A 15929-nucleotide genomic window follows, 5' to 3' on the forward strand; every position below is an offset into this window, starting at 1 on the left:
CCCTGTGATAGCCACCCTCCCCGACACCGCAGTACTCCAGAAACGCGTCCTGCGCACGCTGTTCCTCACCCAGATCCTGGGCGGCCTCGCCGTCGGCATCGGGATCGCCGTGGGCGCCTTGCTCATCGAGGGGATGACGGGCTCCTCGACGTTCACCGGGCTCGCCCAGAGCCTCTTCGTGGGCGGCTCCGCGCTCGTGGTCGTGCCCGCGGTGCGCATCACCGAGCGGTTCGGCCGCCGCGGCGGCCTCGCCTTCGGCTACGCGTGCGCGGTCGTCGGCACCGTCGTCGTCGTGACCGCGATCCACCTCGAGACCGCGGTCCTCGCGGTCATCGGCTACTTCCTGCTCGGTGCGGCCTCGTTCGCCGGGCTCCAGTCCCGGTACGCCGCCGCCGACCTCGCTCCCGCGGCCCGCCGCGGCTCGCACCTGGCGATCATCGTGTGGGCCACCACGATCGGCTCCGTCGCGGGACCTTCGCTCGCCGGGCTCGCCGAGCGGGCGTGGACCGGATGGTTCGGCGGTCCCGACTACGTCGGTTCGATGGTGGCCATCGGGGTGCTGTGCCTGATCACGGCCGCGATCATCCTGGCGCTGCTGCGGCCCGACCCGCTCCTGACCGCCCGCGAGATCAGCGGTGAGACCGACGCGCCGAAGCGCTCGATCGCGGACGGCTACCGCACGGCCAGGACGAACCCTGCCGTGCGCACCGGCGTCATCGCCGCCGCCTTGGGCCACTTCGTGATGGTCGGCGTCATGGCGATGACCGCGCTGCACATCAAGCACGGCATGGCCGACCCCGACGAGGCGCTCACGGTCGTCGGCGTCATCCTCGGCCTCCACATCGGCGGGATGTACGCGTTCGCGCCGATCATCGGCCGCCTCGTCGACAAGTACGGTTCGCGTCCGGTCCTGGTGGCGGGCACCGCGATCCTCGTCGCGGCGTGCACGGTCGCGGGTTCCTCGCCCGCATCCGACCACGTGCGCATCTCGATCGGCCTGGTCCTGCTCGGCATAGGCTGGTCGGCGATGACCGTCGGTTCGGCCGCGCTCGTCACCGGCGCGGTCTCCCCGGCCGAACGCCCGTCCACGCAGGGCTTCTCGGACCTGGTGATGGGCCTGGCCGCCATGGCGGCCGGTCTCGCGTCGGGCCCGATCGTCGAGTACGCCAGCTACGGCATCCTGTGCGTCTTCTGCGCCGTGGTCGCGCTGCTGGTGTTCCCGTTCCTGTTGGGCAGACTCACGGGCCCCACGCCCGCTGAAGAGGCCGCTTAATACCCGTAGGCGCTCGGGGCGTTCTGGCCGCCGTCGACCGGGATCACCGCGCCGTTGATCGCCTTCGCCTTGTCCGACAAGAGGAAGGCGATCACTTCGGCGACGTCGCGCGGGTCGAGCAGTTCGCGGTTCGGGAACTCCTCCAGGAACGCCTCGTAACGCCCCGGGTCGGCCAGGCGCAGGCGGTCCCAGTTGCGGTCGGGGATGAGCATGGAGCCGGGCGCGACCGCGTTGACGCGGACGCCGCTCGGGCCGAGCTCGCGGCCGAGGATCGTGGCGGCGTGGTTGAGCGCGGCCTTGGTCGAGCCGTAGGCGAGTCCGGGGGAGGGCTTCGCGCCGGATATCGAGGAGACCAGGACGGCCGAGCCGCCGGTGCGCCGCAGCTGCGACAGGGCCGCTTTGAGGGCGGTCATCGCGCTGGTGACGTTGACGCTCAGGGAGTACGCCCAGTCGTTCGGCTCGGTGTCGATGAGGCTGCGGCCGCGGGCGCCGCCGACGTTCGCGACCAAGCCTTTCAGGTCGCCGAGGCGCCGTTGGGCCTCGTGCACGAACTCGACCATCAGCTCGGTGTCGTTGACGTCGAGCGCCCTGGTGGCGACAGGGATGTCATGTGCGGCGCGCAGCTTCTCGGCGAACTCGTTCAGCGGGGCGGCGTTCCTCGCGCACAGCGCCAACGGCACGCCTTCGGCGGCGAGCACCGTGGCCGTTGCCATACCCAGACCGTGGCTCGCTCCGGTGATGAGGACAGGGCTATTGAGATGCATGCCGTACATCATGACTTGTGTCGGCTCGTCCCTTCAATCCGCCGGGTGACGGGGCCGGCCCTCGCCGACCGGCCCCGGGCCTTTAACGCCAGGGCGCCAACGGGTTGTCGAGACGACCCACGTAGATGAGGCTCTCCTCTTGGTTCTCGATGTTGACCATCTGCTGGTTGTTCTTGAGCTGCAGGCGGTTCAGGCACGAGAGAGTGAAGCTGTCCTCGAAGAGCGGGAAGCGCGCGAACGCCTCGGCGAGGTCCGGATGCGCGGCCTGGTAGTCCTTCAGGGCTTCGGCGGCCACGCGCCAGAATTCGTCCTCGCTGAGCACGCCGTCGAGGTGCAGGTGGCCGGCGAGGAAGCGAAGGAAGCAGTCCAGGACGTCGGTGAGGATCGACAGGGTCCGCACGTCGTCGGGCACTTCGGCGCGGATGCGCGCGATCTCCTCGGGCACCTCCGTCGAAGGCTCGATGACCGCGCACTCCTCGCCGATGTCCTTGAAGAACACGCGCTCGACCGCGCCGTCCTTGAGGACGAGGATCACGTTCTCGCCGTGGGGCATGAACACCAGGCCGTACTTGTACAGGCAGTGCGCGACGGGCACGAGGTACGCGTCGAGGTACCCGCGGAGCCAGTCGGCGGGGCGCAGTCCCGAGCGGCGGATGAGCGCGGAGGCGAGCGGCTTGCCGTCGGTGTCCACGTGCAGCAGCGAGGCCATGGTGGCGACCCGTTCGCCCTTGGCGAGCTTCGGGACCGGGCTCTCGCGCCACAGCGCGGCGAGCATCTTCCGGTAGGGCGAGCCCTTCGGGGCGCCGGCGGTGTAGGCCGGGTGGCGGTAGCCGACGGCGGCCCGCTCGCGCAGGATCGTGACGCCGTGCCGCTTCAAGGTGGGGTCGCCGTGCACGAGGTCGGCCACGTAGTCGCTGATAGCGGGCGTGACCTCCATGTACTCGGTGGAGAGCCCCCGCATGAAGCCCATGTTGAGCACCGAGAGCGCGGTCTTCACGTAGTCGGTCTCGGGCCGGGTGCGGTTGAAGAAGGTCCGGATCGACTGCTGCGCTTGGAATTCGTCGTGGCCTTCGCCGAGCGGCACCAGCCGTCCGGCGGCGATCTCGGGCGCGAAGGTCACCGAGATCTTGTTGCGCCACTGCCACGGGTGCACCGGGATCAGGTAGACGTCCTCATAGGACAGGCCTTGGTCGGTGAGCATGGACCCGAAGTACTCGCGCGAGTCCGCGTCGAGCTGCGTGTCCAGGAGCCATCCGAAGTCCAGTTCCGGGGAGGCCGCGAACATCGCGTGCTCGCGCCGGGCCGCCAGCCACATGAGGCGCACGCCCGCGCCGGTCTCGGGCGCGTAGGCCCGGTAGTCCTCCGAGCTGAAGCCGAGCCGGCCCGAGCCGGCGACGAAGCACGGGTGCCCGCCGGTCATGGCCGCCTCGATCGCCTGGAACCCGGCGTCGACGAGGGCCGCCGCGCTCGGCTGGCCCTCGCCGAGCTGGTACGCGCCGCGGTTCACGGTCGCGGCGACCTCTTCGAGGTACACCGGCAGCACCGTGTCGCTCAAGCCCAGTTCGCCCTTGAACGCCAGGAAGAACGCGGCCGCGTCCAGCTCCAGGCCGTCGCCGGTGGCGTCGGTGCGCTCGATCGAGGCGGGGTCGACCACCCAGTGGTCGAGCTTGAAGCGGTGCGCGGCGAACCGGTACTGCTCCGCGCCTGCGGCCAGCGTGAAGCTCTCGCCGTCCTTGACGGGCACCAGCAGCCGCTCGTGCGCGAACTCGCCGATCGCCTTGGCGAGGAGGTTCCTCGTGGCGGCCTGCCACAGTTCCGAGGTGAGGTGGTCGATGGCGCTCACGCGTTCACTCCTCTCGCGGCGGACCGCTCGAAATCGATTCGGGTGCAGAAGCTCAGCAGCCCCTGCTTGTCCTTCAAGTCCACGGCCCGCTCGGGTTTGAAACCGACGAACTCGTTGAGGCGGTGGATGGCCTCGTTGCCGGTGTCCGGTTCGACCACGACGCGTTTCGCGCCGAACCCGTCGAACAGCAGGTGCATCACGGTCTCCATGACGCCTTTGGTGAATCCGGGGATCGGCTGCTCGGTCGGGGCGGTGAGCACGTGCATGCCGATATCGCCCTCGGCGGGGTCGTAGACGCCCGCGAGCTCCGACTGCGCCGGGTCGTAGACCTCGACGAGGAACCGGGCCCGGTAGTGGTAGAGCCCCATGTAGGCGAAGTGCCCCGGGTTGACCTCGATGGCCTCGTGCTCGGCGAGCACGTCGGCCACGGAGGCGTCCTGCATCATCCAGTACTTCGCCTTCGGGTGCGTCACCCACTCGTGCAGCAGCGGCGAGTCGGTGGGCGGGTCTACCGCGCGCAGGCCGAAGTCGCCCAGCCGCGGGTGCAGGTGGTAGAAGGTGCTTGGGGCCTTCATGCGGGTGCTCCGAATTCCTGGAAGCCGATGCGGCGTTCGATGGGATAGACCTCCCGGCCGGTCAGGGACCGGATGATCCAGGAGTTGCGGTAGGCCGCCATGCCGAGGTCGGGCGACACGAAGCCGTGGGTGGCGAGTTCGGCGTTCTGAACGAAGACCTCCCCGTTGCCTTCGGCGTCGACGCTGTAGTCGCGGCGGGCCTCCAGGCGCCCGGTCGCGTCGAAGCGCAGCCGGTCGCGGACCTCGTTCATGAATTCGGGGACGCGGTAACTGTAGCCGGTCGCCAGGACCAGGCCCTCGGTCTGGAGTTCGAAGGACCGGTCCTGCTCGTGCTGGCGCACCGAGAGCCGGACGCTGCCGCAACCCGTGGCCTTCTCGACCGTGCAGTTGGTGAACAGCCTGGTCGGCACGGTGCCGCGCTCGAACCGCTTCTGGTACAGGAGGTCGAAGATCTCGTTGATGAGGTCGGCGTTGATGCCCTTGTACAGGTTCTTGTGCGCCGCGTTGAGCTCGTCGCGCTTGGCGGAGGGCAGCTCGTGGAAGTAGTCGACGTACTCCGGGCTGGTCATCTCCAGCGTGAGTTTCGTGTACTCGAGCGGGAAGAATCGGGGCGAGCGGGTGACCCAGTTCAGCTCGTAGCCGCCGCCCTCGATGTCGACCAGCAGGTCCCGGTAGATCTCGGCGGCGCTCTGGCCGCTGCCGACCACGGTGATGGAACCGCACTCCCGCAACCGGTCCCGGTGCTCCAGATAGGACGAGGCATGGCAGACGGTGGGGCTCTCCAGCTCCCGGCACGAGGGCGGAATCCAAGGGGGCGTGCCGGTGCCGAGCACCAGGCGCCGGGCGTAGTCCGTAGTGGCACCGCCGGGGCCCTCGGAACGGACCGCGTAGACGCCGTCCTCCCAGGTCACGGCGGTGACGGTGCGCTCGAACCGCAGGTTGTCGAGTTTCTCGGCGGCCCAGCGCAGGTAGTCCTGGAACTCGGTGCGCAGCTGGAAGAACGACTCGCGGATGTAGAACGGGTAGATCCGCCCGCTCTCCTTGAGGTAGTTGAGGAACGAGTACTCGGAGGTCGGGTCGGCGAGCGTCACGAGGTCGGCCATGAACGGCACCTGCATGGTGGTGCCCTCGATGAGCATCCCCGGGTGCCAGTCCACGTTCGGCTTGCGCTCCAGGAAGATCCCGTCGAGGTCCGCGATCGGCGCGGTCAGCGCCGCGAGACCGAGGTTGAACGGCCCGAGGCCGATCCCGATGAAGTCGTAGGTCTTCACGCGGACTCCTGCGCCTTCTTGCCGTGGCGCGCCAGCGCTTCGAGCACGGGGACGATGTCGGACAGGCCCGTTTCGGGGTTCAGCAGCGTCAGCTTGAGCGCGATCCGGCCCTCGACCCTGGTGGCCGCGACCATGCCCTCGCCCGAGGCCGCGAGCGACTCCCGGGCCATGCGGTGCACGTCGTCGTCCGCTCCGGCGAGCCGGAACAGCACCGTCGACAGCTGCGAGGGCGGCGCGGCGACCTCGAAGCGCGGGTCGGAGGCGATCCAGTCCCAGGTCTGGTCGGCGAGGGCGCAGACGCGGTCGAACATGGCGCCCACGGCGTCGGGTCCCAAGGTGCGCAAGGTCATCCACAGCTTCAACGCGTCGAAGCGCCGCGTGGTCTGGAGGCTCTTGTCGACCTGGTTGGGGAACACGGCCTCGGCCGGGTTCAGATAGTCGGCGTGGTGCGTGACGTGCCGCAGCGAGGCGCGGTCGCGCACGATGAGCGCCGAGGAGCTGACCGGTTGGAAGAACGACTTGTGGTAGTCCACGGTGACCGAGTCGGCGTGCTCGATGCCGCCGAGGAGCCCGCGGTGCTTCGTCGAGACGAGGACGCCGCAGCCGTAGGCGGCGTCGACGTGGAACCAGACCCGGTGCGCCGCAGTGATCTCCGCGATCGGCCCGAGCGGGTCGACGGACCCGAAGTCGGTGGTCCCGGCGGTGGCGACGACCGCGGTGGGGATGAGGCCCTGCTCGCGGCAGGTCTCGATGGCCGCGTCCAGCGCCGCCGGGTTCATCCGGAACCAGTCGTCGGCGGGCACGGTGATGACCGCTTCCTCGCCCAGACCCAGGAGCCGCGCGGCCTTGACGACGGAGAAGTGGGAGTGGGGCGAGGCGAACAGCCGCAACCGGGGGAGCACCTCCACCCCGCGCAGGGGCGTCCCGACCTCGATGCGGTGCTTGAGGAGCGCGGCCTCGACGGCCTCGTCCCGGGCGAGCAGCAGCGCCTGCAGGTTCGACTGCGTCCCGCCGGAGGTGAAGACCCCGTCGGCGTCGGGGCCGAGGCCGATCCGCTGGGCGGTCCAGTCGATGAGGCGCTGCTCGATGAAGGTGCCGCCCGCGCTCTGGTCCCAGGTGTCGACCGAGGTGTTGACCGCGGCGAGCACGGTCTCGGCGGCGACCGCCGGGAGCGCGACGGGGCAGTTGAGGTGCGCGAGGTAGCGCGGGTGGTGGAACCAGACCGCGTCCTTCAGGTAGAGCTCGCCGATCTCCTCGAACGCGTCCTCGAAGGACTCCAGGGGCCGGTCGAGGTCGACCGCGGCGATGGCCGGGCCGAGGTCCGCGGGGGCGGCGCCGGTCCACGGCCGTTCGACGTCGGTGAACCGATCCGCAAGGCGGCCGGCGACATCGGCGATGAGGCCGCGGTAGGCGGCGGCCGAATCGCGGCCCAGGAGGGCCGGCGGGCCGGCACTGGGGAGCGATGCGGGGGCCGGACGGAGGTCGGCGCTTGTCAGCACGGAGGGTCACCTTTCGAAGCGGGACAGCATGGAGGGACGGGCTCGGGATGCCGGGGAACGTGTAGGTTAGGCTAACCTAAATCATGAGCGCGCAGAAGGGCCCATCCCGAATGGTGACGTTCTCCACGAATTCTTGCGATACGGGCCTGACTAAGGCATTTACCCGAGATGCCGCCAATGCGGCTCGATGTCCCCTGAGGACGTTCGACCTCGACTGCGCCGCAAGCGGAAGGCGCATCGTGCGAGGTCGGAAAGACTGAGTTGCGGCGGCGCCCGGGGGGAGCCACCGCCGCGCTCATAGCGTGCCGGAACGGGCGGGTACTGTCTGTCGCCAATCTGACACCAAGGCGTCAGCCTCGGAGGCCGGTCCCACTGGGGCCCGTGTTCTCCTTGCGACGCAAAGCAATCGGCGTCGGGCCGAAAGCCCCGCCGCCGAGAATTCACATAGGACGCCTACTTCGCCCCGGCGATCCAGTCCTCCACGACCTCGGTCATCGTCGCCAGCGGGATCGACCCGCTGGAGAGGATCCGGTCGTGGAAGTGCCGCAGATCGAACGCCTCCCCCATCTCGCTCCGGGCCCGCTCCCGCAGGGCGCCGATGTGCCTGCGACCGATCATGTACGCCAGCGCCTGGCCGGGCCAGGCGATGTAGCGGTCGACCTCGTTGGCGATGTTCACCTCCGAGAGCGCGGTGTTGTCCCTCATGTACCCGATCGCGCGCTCGCGGGACCACCCGAAGACGTGCATGCCCGTGTCGACCACGAGCCGGCAGGCCCGCCAGGCGTCGAAGGACACCATGCCGAGCCGCTGCAGATCGCCGCTGTAGAGCCCGATCTCGTCGCAGAGCCGCTCGGTGTACAGGCCCCAGCCCTCGCCGAACGCGGTGACGTACGCGAACCGCCGGAACTGCGGCAGCCCGTCCAGGGTCTGCCCGAGCGCGAACTGCAGGTGGTGCCCGGGCACCGACTCGTGGAACGCGAGGGCCTCGTACTCGAACCGGGCCCGCGACGCGGGCTCGTACGTGTTCACCCAGTGCGTGCCCGGCCGGGACCCGTCCGAGGCGGGGACGGTGTAGTAGGCGAGGGTCGAACCCTTCGCCGCGGCAGGGGGAATGACCTCCACGGAGCAGGGGGCGATGTCGTAGTCCAGGAACGCTGAGGACAGCGCGTCCTCGGCCCGTCGAAGCGCGAGCGTGACATCGGAGAGGATCTGGTCCTCTGACTCGTACCGCAGCGAAAGGTCGTTGCGAAGCCGGTCCACGACCTCGGCGACATCGGCGGTCCCGAGGACCCGGGCCCCGATCTCGGCGAACTCGTCCCGCAGCCGCGCGACCTCGTCGAGCCCGATCTGGTGCACCGCTTCGGGACTCAGATCGGTCGTGGTGAACTGCCGCGAAGCCGCGGCATAGCCCTCGAGCCCGCCGGGAACGTGGCAGACCCCGACCTGCTCATCAGTGCGGGCGACCGGCAGGAACTCGGATTCGAGCGCCTCCCGCCACCTCCGGAGCGAGGGCCGGACCCGCGCGGCCACCAGTTCGGCGGCCTCCGCCTTCCAACCCTCCGCTTCAACCCCGGTAGGGGAGGGCCCGACGAGCGGATCCCGCTCCACCGCAGTGTCGAGATAGTCGTCGATCTGCTCGATGACGGCGAGGACCCCCTGCCGGGTCTGGTGCCGCCCTTCGGCGGCGGCCTGCCGGTACCGGTCCAGGACGGCGTCGAAGTAGTCGCCGAGCGAGCCGAGCCGCACGAGGTAGTCCCGGCTGCGCTGCTCGGAGTCGAGGCTCATGCGCGGCAGCGAGGACAGCATCGTGGAGACGGGCCCGGTGATGGTGTTGGAAAGCGCGACCTCGCCGAGGGCCGCGTTGATGCTCGCGGTCTGGTCGGCCACCAGGCGCGCGAGCATCGAGTACGTGATCCGGTCCTGCCCGCCGAGCGAGCCCGCGTCAATCGATTTGAGCCCGGCGCGCACCACCGCGTGGTGCGCGAGCCGGGTCTGATCGCCCTCCCGGCTCGGGTCCGGCAGCTTGTCGTCGTAACCGGGAATGCCGTAGAAACTGGCCGATGTGGGGTTGTCGGCCAGGTGAAAGTCGAAGTACTGCTGCGCCAAGGCAGCCAGCTGCGGATCGCCCATGAACACCCTTCCAGTTTCGGTGCCCCGACCCTACTAGCCGTCCGGCAAGGCAAAGGACGGCGGCGACTCCGCCATGGGCGGATCGCGGCCTGTGGCAAGGTGAGGGGATGTCTGAGGTTCTCGCGCTGCCGCGCAACGTCGCCGAGGCGGTCGCGTCCGAGTCGGCCGGCCAGTCCTTCGAGTACGTGCACTTCTGGGGCCACTCGCCCGAAGCGGACGGCAGCGCCGGCCGCGGCTGCCTGAGCCAATGGTGGCCAGCGCCGTTCACCGAGGACGGACGCCGGTTCGCCTCCGCCGAGCACTACATGATGGCGCACAAGGCATGGCTCTTCGACGACGCCGACGCGGCCAAGAAGATCCTCGCCGCCGGGCACCCGGGCGAGGCCCAAGCGCTCGGCCGGAAGGTCCGCGGCTTCGACCAGACCGTCTGGGAGGCCGAACGGTTCGGCATCGTCGTGCGCGGCAACGTGGCCAAGTTCGGGCAGCACCAGGACCTGTCGGCCTACCTCCGGGGGACCGAGCGCCGGGTCCTGGTCGAAGCCAGCCCCCGCGACCGCATCTGGGGCATCGGCCTCGGCGCGACCGACCCCCTCGCGGCCTCCCCGAGCACCTGGAAGGGCCTGAACCTGCTCGGCTTCGCCCTCATGGAAGCCCGGCGCCGGCTCACCTCGAACTGATCGGAGCGCCTGGTGCGCATCGGCATCACCGGACACATGAACCTCACGGACGCCACGGTCGACCTGGTCCGGGCGGCCCTGCTGCGGGAACTCGGCCGATTCGACCCGGCGACCCTCACCGGAGTGTCGTGCCTCGCCGAGGGCGCGGACTCGATCTTCGCGCAGGCCGTCCTCGACACCGGCGGCCGCGTCGAGGCGATCCTCCCCGCCCCCGACTACCGCGGCACCCGCGTCAGTGCCGATCACCTGCCGGCGTTCGACGCGCTGGCGGACCGCGCCGAGCACGTCCGGTACATCGCCGAAGCCTCCTCGACGCAGGCCTATGCGGAGGCGAACGCCGCGATGCTCGACGCGATCGACCTCCTGCTGGCCGTCTGGGACGGCGTCCCGTCCGCGAAGACCGGAGGCACGGCCGACGCCGTGGCCGAAGCCCGCGCCCGAGGACTGCAGGTCGCGGTCATCTGGCCCGAAGGCGCACAACGCAAATAGCAGAAGAGCCCTTCCTCGCAACACAGTCGTCTCGTCCCAAATATTGAAGTTCTTGACTGTCTCGATGTGTTATCGATATCATCTCACGAACCCGCGCTTCGGCGGACGCACTCGCAAGGAGAAGTCCATAATGCGACGAGCCCTCTCACTCGCCCTGGCGGCGGCACTGGCCGCCGTCCTGCTTCTGACCGGTGCCGCTCCGGCCTCGGCCGCCCACCATCTGACCGAGGGCACCTCGGTCAATCTCATTGCGCAGCACTCGCAGAAATGCGCCGACGTGATCTCAGGCTCCAGCGCCGACGGCGCCCAGGTCGGCCAGTACGACTGCAATTCCGGGCTCAACCAGCTGTGGCAGATCGACGACCTCGGCAACGGCTACGTCCGGCTCGCCGCCCGCAACTCGGGCAAGTGCCTGGACGTCTCGGGCGCCTCGACCGCCGACGGCGCGGCGGTCATCCAATGGTCGTGCTCCTCGGGGACCAACCAGCAGTGGAAGATCGAGAACACCGCAGGGAACACGCGGCTCATCGCACGGCACTCCGGCAAATGCCTGGAGGTCCCGGGCGCCTCGACCGCGAACGGCACCCGGCTCCGGCAGCAGGCATGCGGCACCGGGACCAACCAGCGGTGGGAGCTGAACCTGGTCTCCAACCCCGCGATCCCGGGGTTGTTCGCCGACCCCAACATCGTGCGGTTCGGCGACACGTACTACCTCTATGCGACCACCGACGGCTTCGCCGGCTGGTCGGGCACCCAGTTCCGGGTGTTCTCCTCCAAGGACCTGGTCAACTGGACCGACCACGGCGTGATCCTGGACGTCGCCGCCGACATCGCATGGGCGGACAACTCGGCCTGGGCCCCGGGCATCGCCGAGAAGAACGGCAAGTACTACTTCTACTTCTCGGCCGGTCTCGCCAGCGGCGACACCCGCAAGCACCTCGGTGTCGCCGTCGCGGACTCGCCGACCGGCCCGTTCCGTGACGCCCTAGGCAAACCGCTCGTCTCCGCCGGCGCCTACACCGGCCAGGCCATCGACCCGATGGTCTTCACCGACACCGGCGGCCAGTCGTACCTGTACTGGGGCCAGGGCGCCTCGCACCAGGTGCCGCTGAACGCCGACATGGTCTCGTTCAACTCCTCGCAGGTGCGCACCTACAACCCCACGAACTACAACGAAGGCAGCTTCGTCGTCAAGCGCGGCAGCACCTACTACTTCATGTGGTCGGAGAACGACACCCGTTCAGAGGACTACCGGGTCGCCTACGCCACCGGCACCTCGCCGACCGGCCCCTGGGGGCCGCGCATGGGGCTGATCCTCCAGAAGGACCTCGCCCAGGGCATCAAGGGCACCGGCCACCACTCGGTCGTCCAGGTCCCCGGCACCGACCAGTGGTACATCGCCTACCACCGCTTCGCCATCCCGAACGGCGACGGCACCCACCGCGAAACCATGATCGACCGCCTCTACTTCAACACCGACGGCACCATCCGTCCCGTCGTGCCGACCCTGGAAGGCATCGAACCCCTCTAACCCGAGCACACAAAACCGGAGAAACAAATTAGCCCGGGCGGCTTTCGCCGTCCGGGCTGCTCCCACTGTCTCGTGGTGGCAGGTGAAGCGCAAACTGCTTGCAGAGGCAGCACGAAGGGGAGAAACAGCATGGCTGACAATGAAACCGACGTCGAACGGATCCGGCGGCGACTACTGGACCTCGAGGTGCGGGTCCACACCCTCGAGTCGATCGCGATCCGCTCGCTGACCTTCGTTGCGGCGTGTCTCTTGATGCTCGGCAGTGCGCTGCCGACCTTCACCGACGCACGGGCGTTCGACCCGATGACGGTACGGCTGCTGACCGCTCCATTCGAGGTCTTCGGGTCGCTCGGCGAGAACGGGGACGAGGAAGGCTTCGGGGCCGCGATGGGGTTGGCCTTCCTGGGGCTCTTGGCCTGCATTCTCACCGCGGTCGGGCTCTGCTTCGCCACGTGGCGCCGCTGGGCTGGTCCCGGCTTGGTCCGGACCGCCCAGATCGTCGCCGTTCTGCTGCTGATCGGCACGCTCGCGCCCGTCCTGCTCACGTTCGCAGCGGCGAAACCCGAAACGGATGACACTCCCGGTCCCGCGGTGTGGTACTTCGTGCCAGGAGCGATCCTCTTCGCGGCCATAGCCTTCAACGAACAGCTGCGCCAGCTCTGGTGCCGCGAGGACTGACCGGCGCAGCTGGGTATCCGAGCAGTACCGGCTCGAACTACGCTCAGTTGCCGAGGGGCTTTGTGGCCTCGGATTCCGCTAGCGAAGGGGCAGTCATGACCGATCTCGCAGGTGCCGCCGGATATCTGCTCGAAGCCGGGATGCTGAAGCGCGCTCGCCGCTCCGGCTGGTGGATCGCCGGCGTTCGTGACCCCGAGAGCATTGCCGAACACAGCTGGCGGGCGGCTCTGACCGGCATGGTCATCGCAAGCCTCGAAGGCGCCGATCCGGCCCGGACCGCCATGCTCTGCGTTCTCCATGACACCCCGGAGACTCGTATCGGTGACATCCCCAAGATCGGCCGCGACTACCTCACCGCCGCGGATCCAAGAGAGGTCGTCGCCGACCAGACTGCGGATTGCCCCGACCGAATGACCGAGACCGTTCGCGACGCCATCGCCGAGTTCGAAGCGGGGGAGACGCCAGAGGCCGTCTGCGCGAAGGACGCCGACAAGCTGGAATGCCTGATCCAGGCTGTCGAGTACCGCCATCAGGGAGTCGCCACCGTCGGCCGGTGGATCGACAGCAGCCTTGCGGCCTTGAAGACCGATACGGCTCAGCGGCTCGCCCGCGAGGTTCTTGAAGCCGAGCCCTTGGCCTGGGAGCAGACCCGGCACCAGCGGTGAGACGGGGACTTTGCAACGGGAAACGAAAAAGCCCGGGCGGCTTTCGCCGTCCGGGCCGATCACACTGTCTCAAGGTGGCTCCCCTCCTCAAGGCCTATTCCCGCAGGTAGTAGCCATGCGCAACCGTCTCACGGCTCTCATGGACCCCGAACCTGCTCACTTAGATCCGTGCTAACTTAGGGAGCATCTAAGTTAGATCCGAGCTCGTCGGGGGCGGCATGCGCAAGGCTCCATTCGTAGGGCGCAAACGAGAAATGGCAGATCTGCGGTGGAGGCAGGAACTGGTCGAACGTGATGGCGAGGGTGCCGCGGTCGCCATCCGGGGCCGTCGGCAGGCGGGCAAGTCGAGACTGGTCGAGCAGTATTGCGTCGAGGCGGCACTGCCGAGGTTGTACTTCCAAGCAAGCAGGGGGGTTGGAACCGCCGAATCGCTTGAGCTGTTCATGGCCGCGCTTCGGGCCTCAGACCTCCCGGGGGCCGCTGCTCTGCCGAACGCGGGGCCCCGAACGTGGCTGGAGGCGTTCGAGCTGCTCGCGCTCGCTCTGCCCGAGGACCGGGTTTCGGTCGTGGTCATAGACGAGATCCCATGGTTGTTCCAGCAGGATTCGCGCCTCGAAGGCTATCTGCAGACAGCATGGGATCGGCTGCTCAAAGGCAAGCCAGTGCTACTGCTACTGGTGGGCAGCGATATCCACATGATGGAGGCGTTCATCGGCTATGACCGTCCGTTCTACGGGCGAGCGGATCCGATGGTGGTCAAGCCGTTGAACCCCGCGGACACTGCGGAGCTCACCGGCTTGAGCGGAGTCGACGCGCTCGACGCCTACCTGATCACCGGCGGATTCCCTGCGCTCTGCAGAACGTGGGGCGACGGTTCGAACGCCCTGGACTTCTTCGCCGAGCAGTGCCGCAGAGCGACGAGTCCCCTGTTCACCATCGGTGAGCAGATGTTGGACTCGGAGTTCCCGCAACCGGATCAGACCCGCAAGGTGTTCTCGGCGATCGGGAGCGGTGAGCGGACCTTCGGCAATATCGCAGCCCATGCGGGGCGGGGCCCGGACGAACCGATCAAGTCAGGCTCGCTCGGTCCCATCCTCAACCGGCTCCACGACAAGTACGCGATCGCCTTCGATCAGCCTCTCGCCACCCGACCCGGCAATGGCGGCAAGCTGTACCGCGTCGCCGATTCGTATCTGCGGTTGTACCTGGCGATGCTCGCCGGCGCCCATGAGGAAGTGAAGCGCGATCGCCATGAGCAGGCACTGCGGACGATCAAGCGGCGATGGGAGAGCTGGCGCGGCCGGGCGATCGAGCCGGTGGTTCGCGAAGCGCTCGCTCGCGCGTCCGCCTCGGACGAGTTTCCGTGGCCGGAGGCGGTCGAGGTCGGTGGCTGGTGGCCGCGAAGCTTCGACCCCGAGGTGGACCTCGTCGGAGCAGACCGTGGACCCGTGGCGAGGAAGGTCTTCTATACGGGCTCGATCAAATGGCTCGGCACGCCCTTCGACCGCCATGATCTGAACAGTCTCAGGAAGACCGCGGGGGCGGTCCCCGGGGCTTCGGAAGATGAGAGCGGCATGGTGGTGGTCAGCCGGTCCGGTGTGGCCGACGGCGTGGCCGCCGACCTCGTGTGGGGGCCGGAAGACGTCTTGGCCGCATGGAATTGAAGTCAGCCACGCGGCATCGGACGCATCGCCGGACTCCTCGGCGACGCTCGTCGGATCAGAGGGCGAGACATGTCCAGAAAAGAAGAGGCCCGGACCGGCTTTCGCCGTCCGGGCCGTTCCCACTGTCTCAAGGTGGCTCCCCAACTTGGACTCGAACCAAGAACCTGCCGATTAACAGTCGGCTGCTCTGCCAATTGAGCTATTGGGGAAGGGGTTCGAGTTCGGCGTTTCGCCGTGCGAACCGGATATGACAGTACAGGACCGACGGGGGCGGGTGCCACCGGGGTGGGTGTGGCGTAGGTCAGATCGGGGGCGGTTCGGCGGGGAATGGGAGGACTGGTTCGGCTGGTGCCGGGGCGTCCGGTGGGGAGTCGACACGGGCGACGCGTTTCCGTCATGGCCCGCGTGGGCACCCATGTATGGGGCAGAATGGCCGCTATATGCGGCAACGCACAGTGAACTTCAGAGCACAGTGAAACCAGAGCAGCGTTCGGCCCGCGGGTCGGCCGGGGAGGCAAATATGCGGAAGTGGTATCTCGTAGCCGGGTTCGCGGTCGGCTACATCCTGGGGGCGAAGGCCGGGCGGGAACGCTACGACGAGATCGTCGAGTACACCAGGCGCGTGACCGGGAACGACAAGGTCCAGCAGGCCGCCTCGTCGGTGCGGACGCAGGCGAACAAGGTCGCGAACGCGGCCCAGGACAAGATCAAGGGCACCAAGTTCGGCGACATCGTCGAGAACTTCACGACGAACGCCGACGAACTCCCAAAAGCTGAGCCCTGGGACTCCGCCGGCGTGACGACGCCGGCCCGCAGCGACAGGGCCCTTCGCGAGGACGCTCCCGGATTCTGAATTCCTTAGCGGGAACA

14 protein-coding genes and 1 tRNA gene are annotated in these 15929 nt (G+C 68.5%); 8 read left to right on the forward strand and 7 right to left on the reverse strand.

From position 1 onward, the window contains the following. Positions 1-4: 4 nt before the first annotated feature. On the forward strand, positions 5-1273 hold the full coding sequence (locus ACFO8M_RS20705; protein ID WP_387979092.1) for an MFS transporter: 1269 nt from the start codon (positions 5-7) through the stop codon (positions 1271-1273). On the opposite strand, the gene ACFO8M_RS20710 is transcribed toward ACFO8M_RS20705, so the two are convergent. From ACFO8M_RS20710 to ACFO8M_RS20735, 6 genes are all read right to left on the reverse strand, one after another. Beyond that, positions 1270-2037, reverse strand: coding sequence for an SDR family NAD(P)-dependent oxidoreductase (locus tag ACFO8M_RS20710; RefSeq protein ID WP_387979094.1), 768 nt, complete (start codon positions 2035-2037; stop codon positions 1270-1272). The genes ACFO8M_RS20705 and ACFO8M_RS20710 overlap by 4 nt on opposite strands. A gap of 82 nt (positions 2038-2119) precedes the next feature. After that, positions 2120-3880, reverse strand: a complete 1761-nt coding sequence (locus ACFO8M_RS20715) for an IucA/IucC family protein (RefSeq protein ID WP_387979096.1) — start codon at positions 3878-3880, stop codon at positions 2120-2122. Then, on the reverse strand, positions 3877-4455 hold the full coding sequence (locus tag ACFO8M_RS20720) for a GNAT family N-acetyltransferase (RefSeq protein WP_387979098.1): 579 nt from the start codon (positions 4453-4455) through the stop codon (positions 3877-3879). The genes ACFO8M_RS20715 and ACFO8M_RS20720 overlap by 4 nt, the downstream gene beginning before the upstream one ends. Beyond that, positions 4452-5726, reverse strand: a complete 1275-nt coding sequence (locus ACFO8M_RS20725) for a lysine N(6)-hydroxylase/L-ornithine N(5)-oxygenase family protein (protein WP_387979100.1) — start codon at positions 5724-5726, stop codon at positions 4452-4454. The genes ACFO8M_RS20720 and ACFO8M_RS20725 overlap by 4 nt, the downstream gene beginning before the upstream one ends. Continuing rightward, a complete protein-coding gene (locus tag ACFO8M_RS20730; protein ID WP_387980768.1) occupies positions 5723-7222 on the reverse strand; it encodes a pyridoxal phosphate-dependent decarboxylase family protein in 1500 nt (499 codons plus the stop codon). Before ACFO8M_RS20730 ends, ACFO8M_RS20725 begins: the two co-directional genes overlap by 4 nt. A 456-nt stretch (positions 7223-7678) precedes the next feature. Continuing rightward, positions 7679-9355 carry a DUF885 domain-containing protein gene (locus ACFO8M_RS20735; protein ID WP_387979102.1) on the reverse strand — a complete coding sequence of 559 codons (1677 nt, stop codon included), beginning with the start codon at positions 9353-9355 and terminating at the stop codon, positions 7679-7681. Between the two features lie 107 nt (positions 9356-9462). Here ACFO8M_RS20735 and ACFO8M_RS20740 point away from each other — a divergent pair, with 107 nt between their 5' ends. From ACFO8M_RS20740 to ACFO8M_RS20765, 6 genes are all read left to right on the forward strand, one after another. Then, the gene (locus ACFO8M_RS20740) at positions 9463-10032 is read left to right on the forward strand and encodes an NADAR family protein (protein WP_387979104.1); all 570 of its coding nucleotides are present in this window, start codon (positions 9463-9465) and stop codon (positions 10030-10032) included. Between the two features lie 12 nt (positions 10033-10044). Continuing rightward, positions 10045-10521, forward strand: a complete 477-nt coding sequence (locus ACFO8M_RS20745; protein ID WP_387979106.1) for a hypothetical protein — start codon at positions 10045-10047, stop codon at positions 10519-10521. Between the two features lie 130 nt (positions 10522-10651). After that, complete coding sequence (locus ACFO8M_RS20750; protein ID WP_387979107.1) at positions 10652-12052, forward strand: family 43 glycosylhydrolase; 1401 nt, start codon at positions 10652-10654, stop codon at positions 12050-12052. Positions 12053-12181: 129 nt separating this feature from the next. Further along, positions 12182-12730 carry a hypothetical protein gene (locus ACFO8M_RS20755; RefSeq protein ID WP_387979109.1) on the forward strand — a complete coding sequence of 183 codons (549 nt, stop codon included), beginning with the start codon at positions 12182-12184 and terminating at the stop codon, positions 12728-12730. Positions 12731-12825: 95 nt separating this feature from the next. After that, the gene (locus tag ACFO8M_RS20760) at positions 12826-13395 is read left to right on the forward strand and encodes an HD domain-containing protein (RefSeq protein ID WP_387979111.1); all 570 of its coding nucleotides are present in this window, start codon (positions 12826-12828) and stop codon (positions 13393-13395) included. A 254-nt stretch (positions 13396-13649) separates the two neighbouring features. Beyond that, entirely contained in the window at positions 13650-15059 is a 1410-nt protein-coding gene (locus ACFO8M_RS20765) for an AAA family ATPase (RefSeq protein ID WP_387979113.1), read from the forward strand. A gap of 133 nt (positions 15060-15192) precedes the next feature. Here the strand turns inward: ACFO8M_RS20765 and ACFO8M_RS20770 are convergent. Continuing rightward, positions 15193-15268 (reverse strand) — tRNA-Asn (locus tag ACFO8M_RS20770). A gap of 311 nt (positions 15269-15579) precedes the next feature. Between ACFO8M_RS20770 and ACFO8M_RS20775 the strand changes: the two genes are divergently transcribed. Beyond that, positions 15580-15912, forward strand: coding sequence for a hypothetical protein (locus ACFO8M_RS20775; RefSeq protein WP_387979115.1), 333 nt, complete (start codon positions 15580-15582; stop codon positions 15910-15912). The last annotated feature ends 17 nt before the right edge of the window (positions 15913-15929 follow it).

It is taken from the genome of Glycomyces rhizosphaerae, assembly GCF_042647865.1.
In the GTDB taxonomy this organism is placed as follows: Bacteria; Actinomycetota; Actinomycetes; order Mycobacteriales; family Micromonosporaceae; genus Glycomyces; species Glycomyces rhizosphaerae.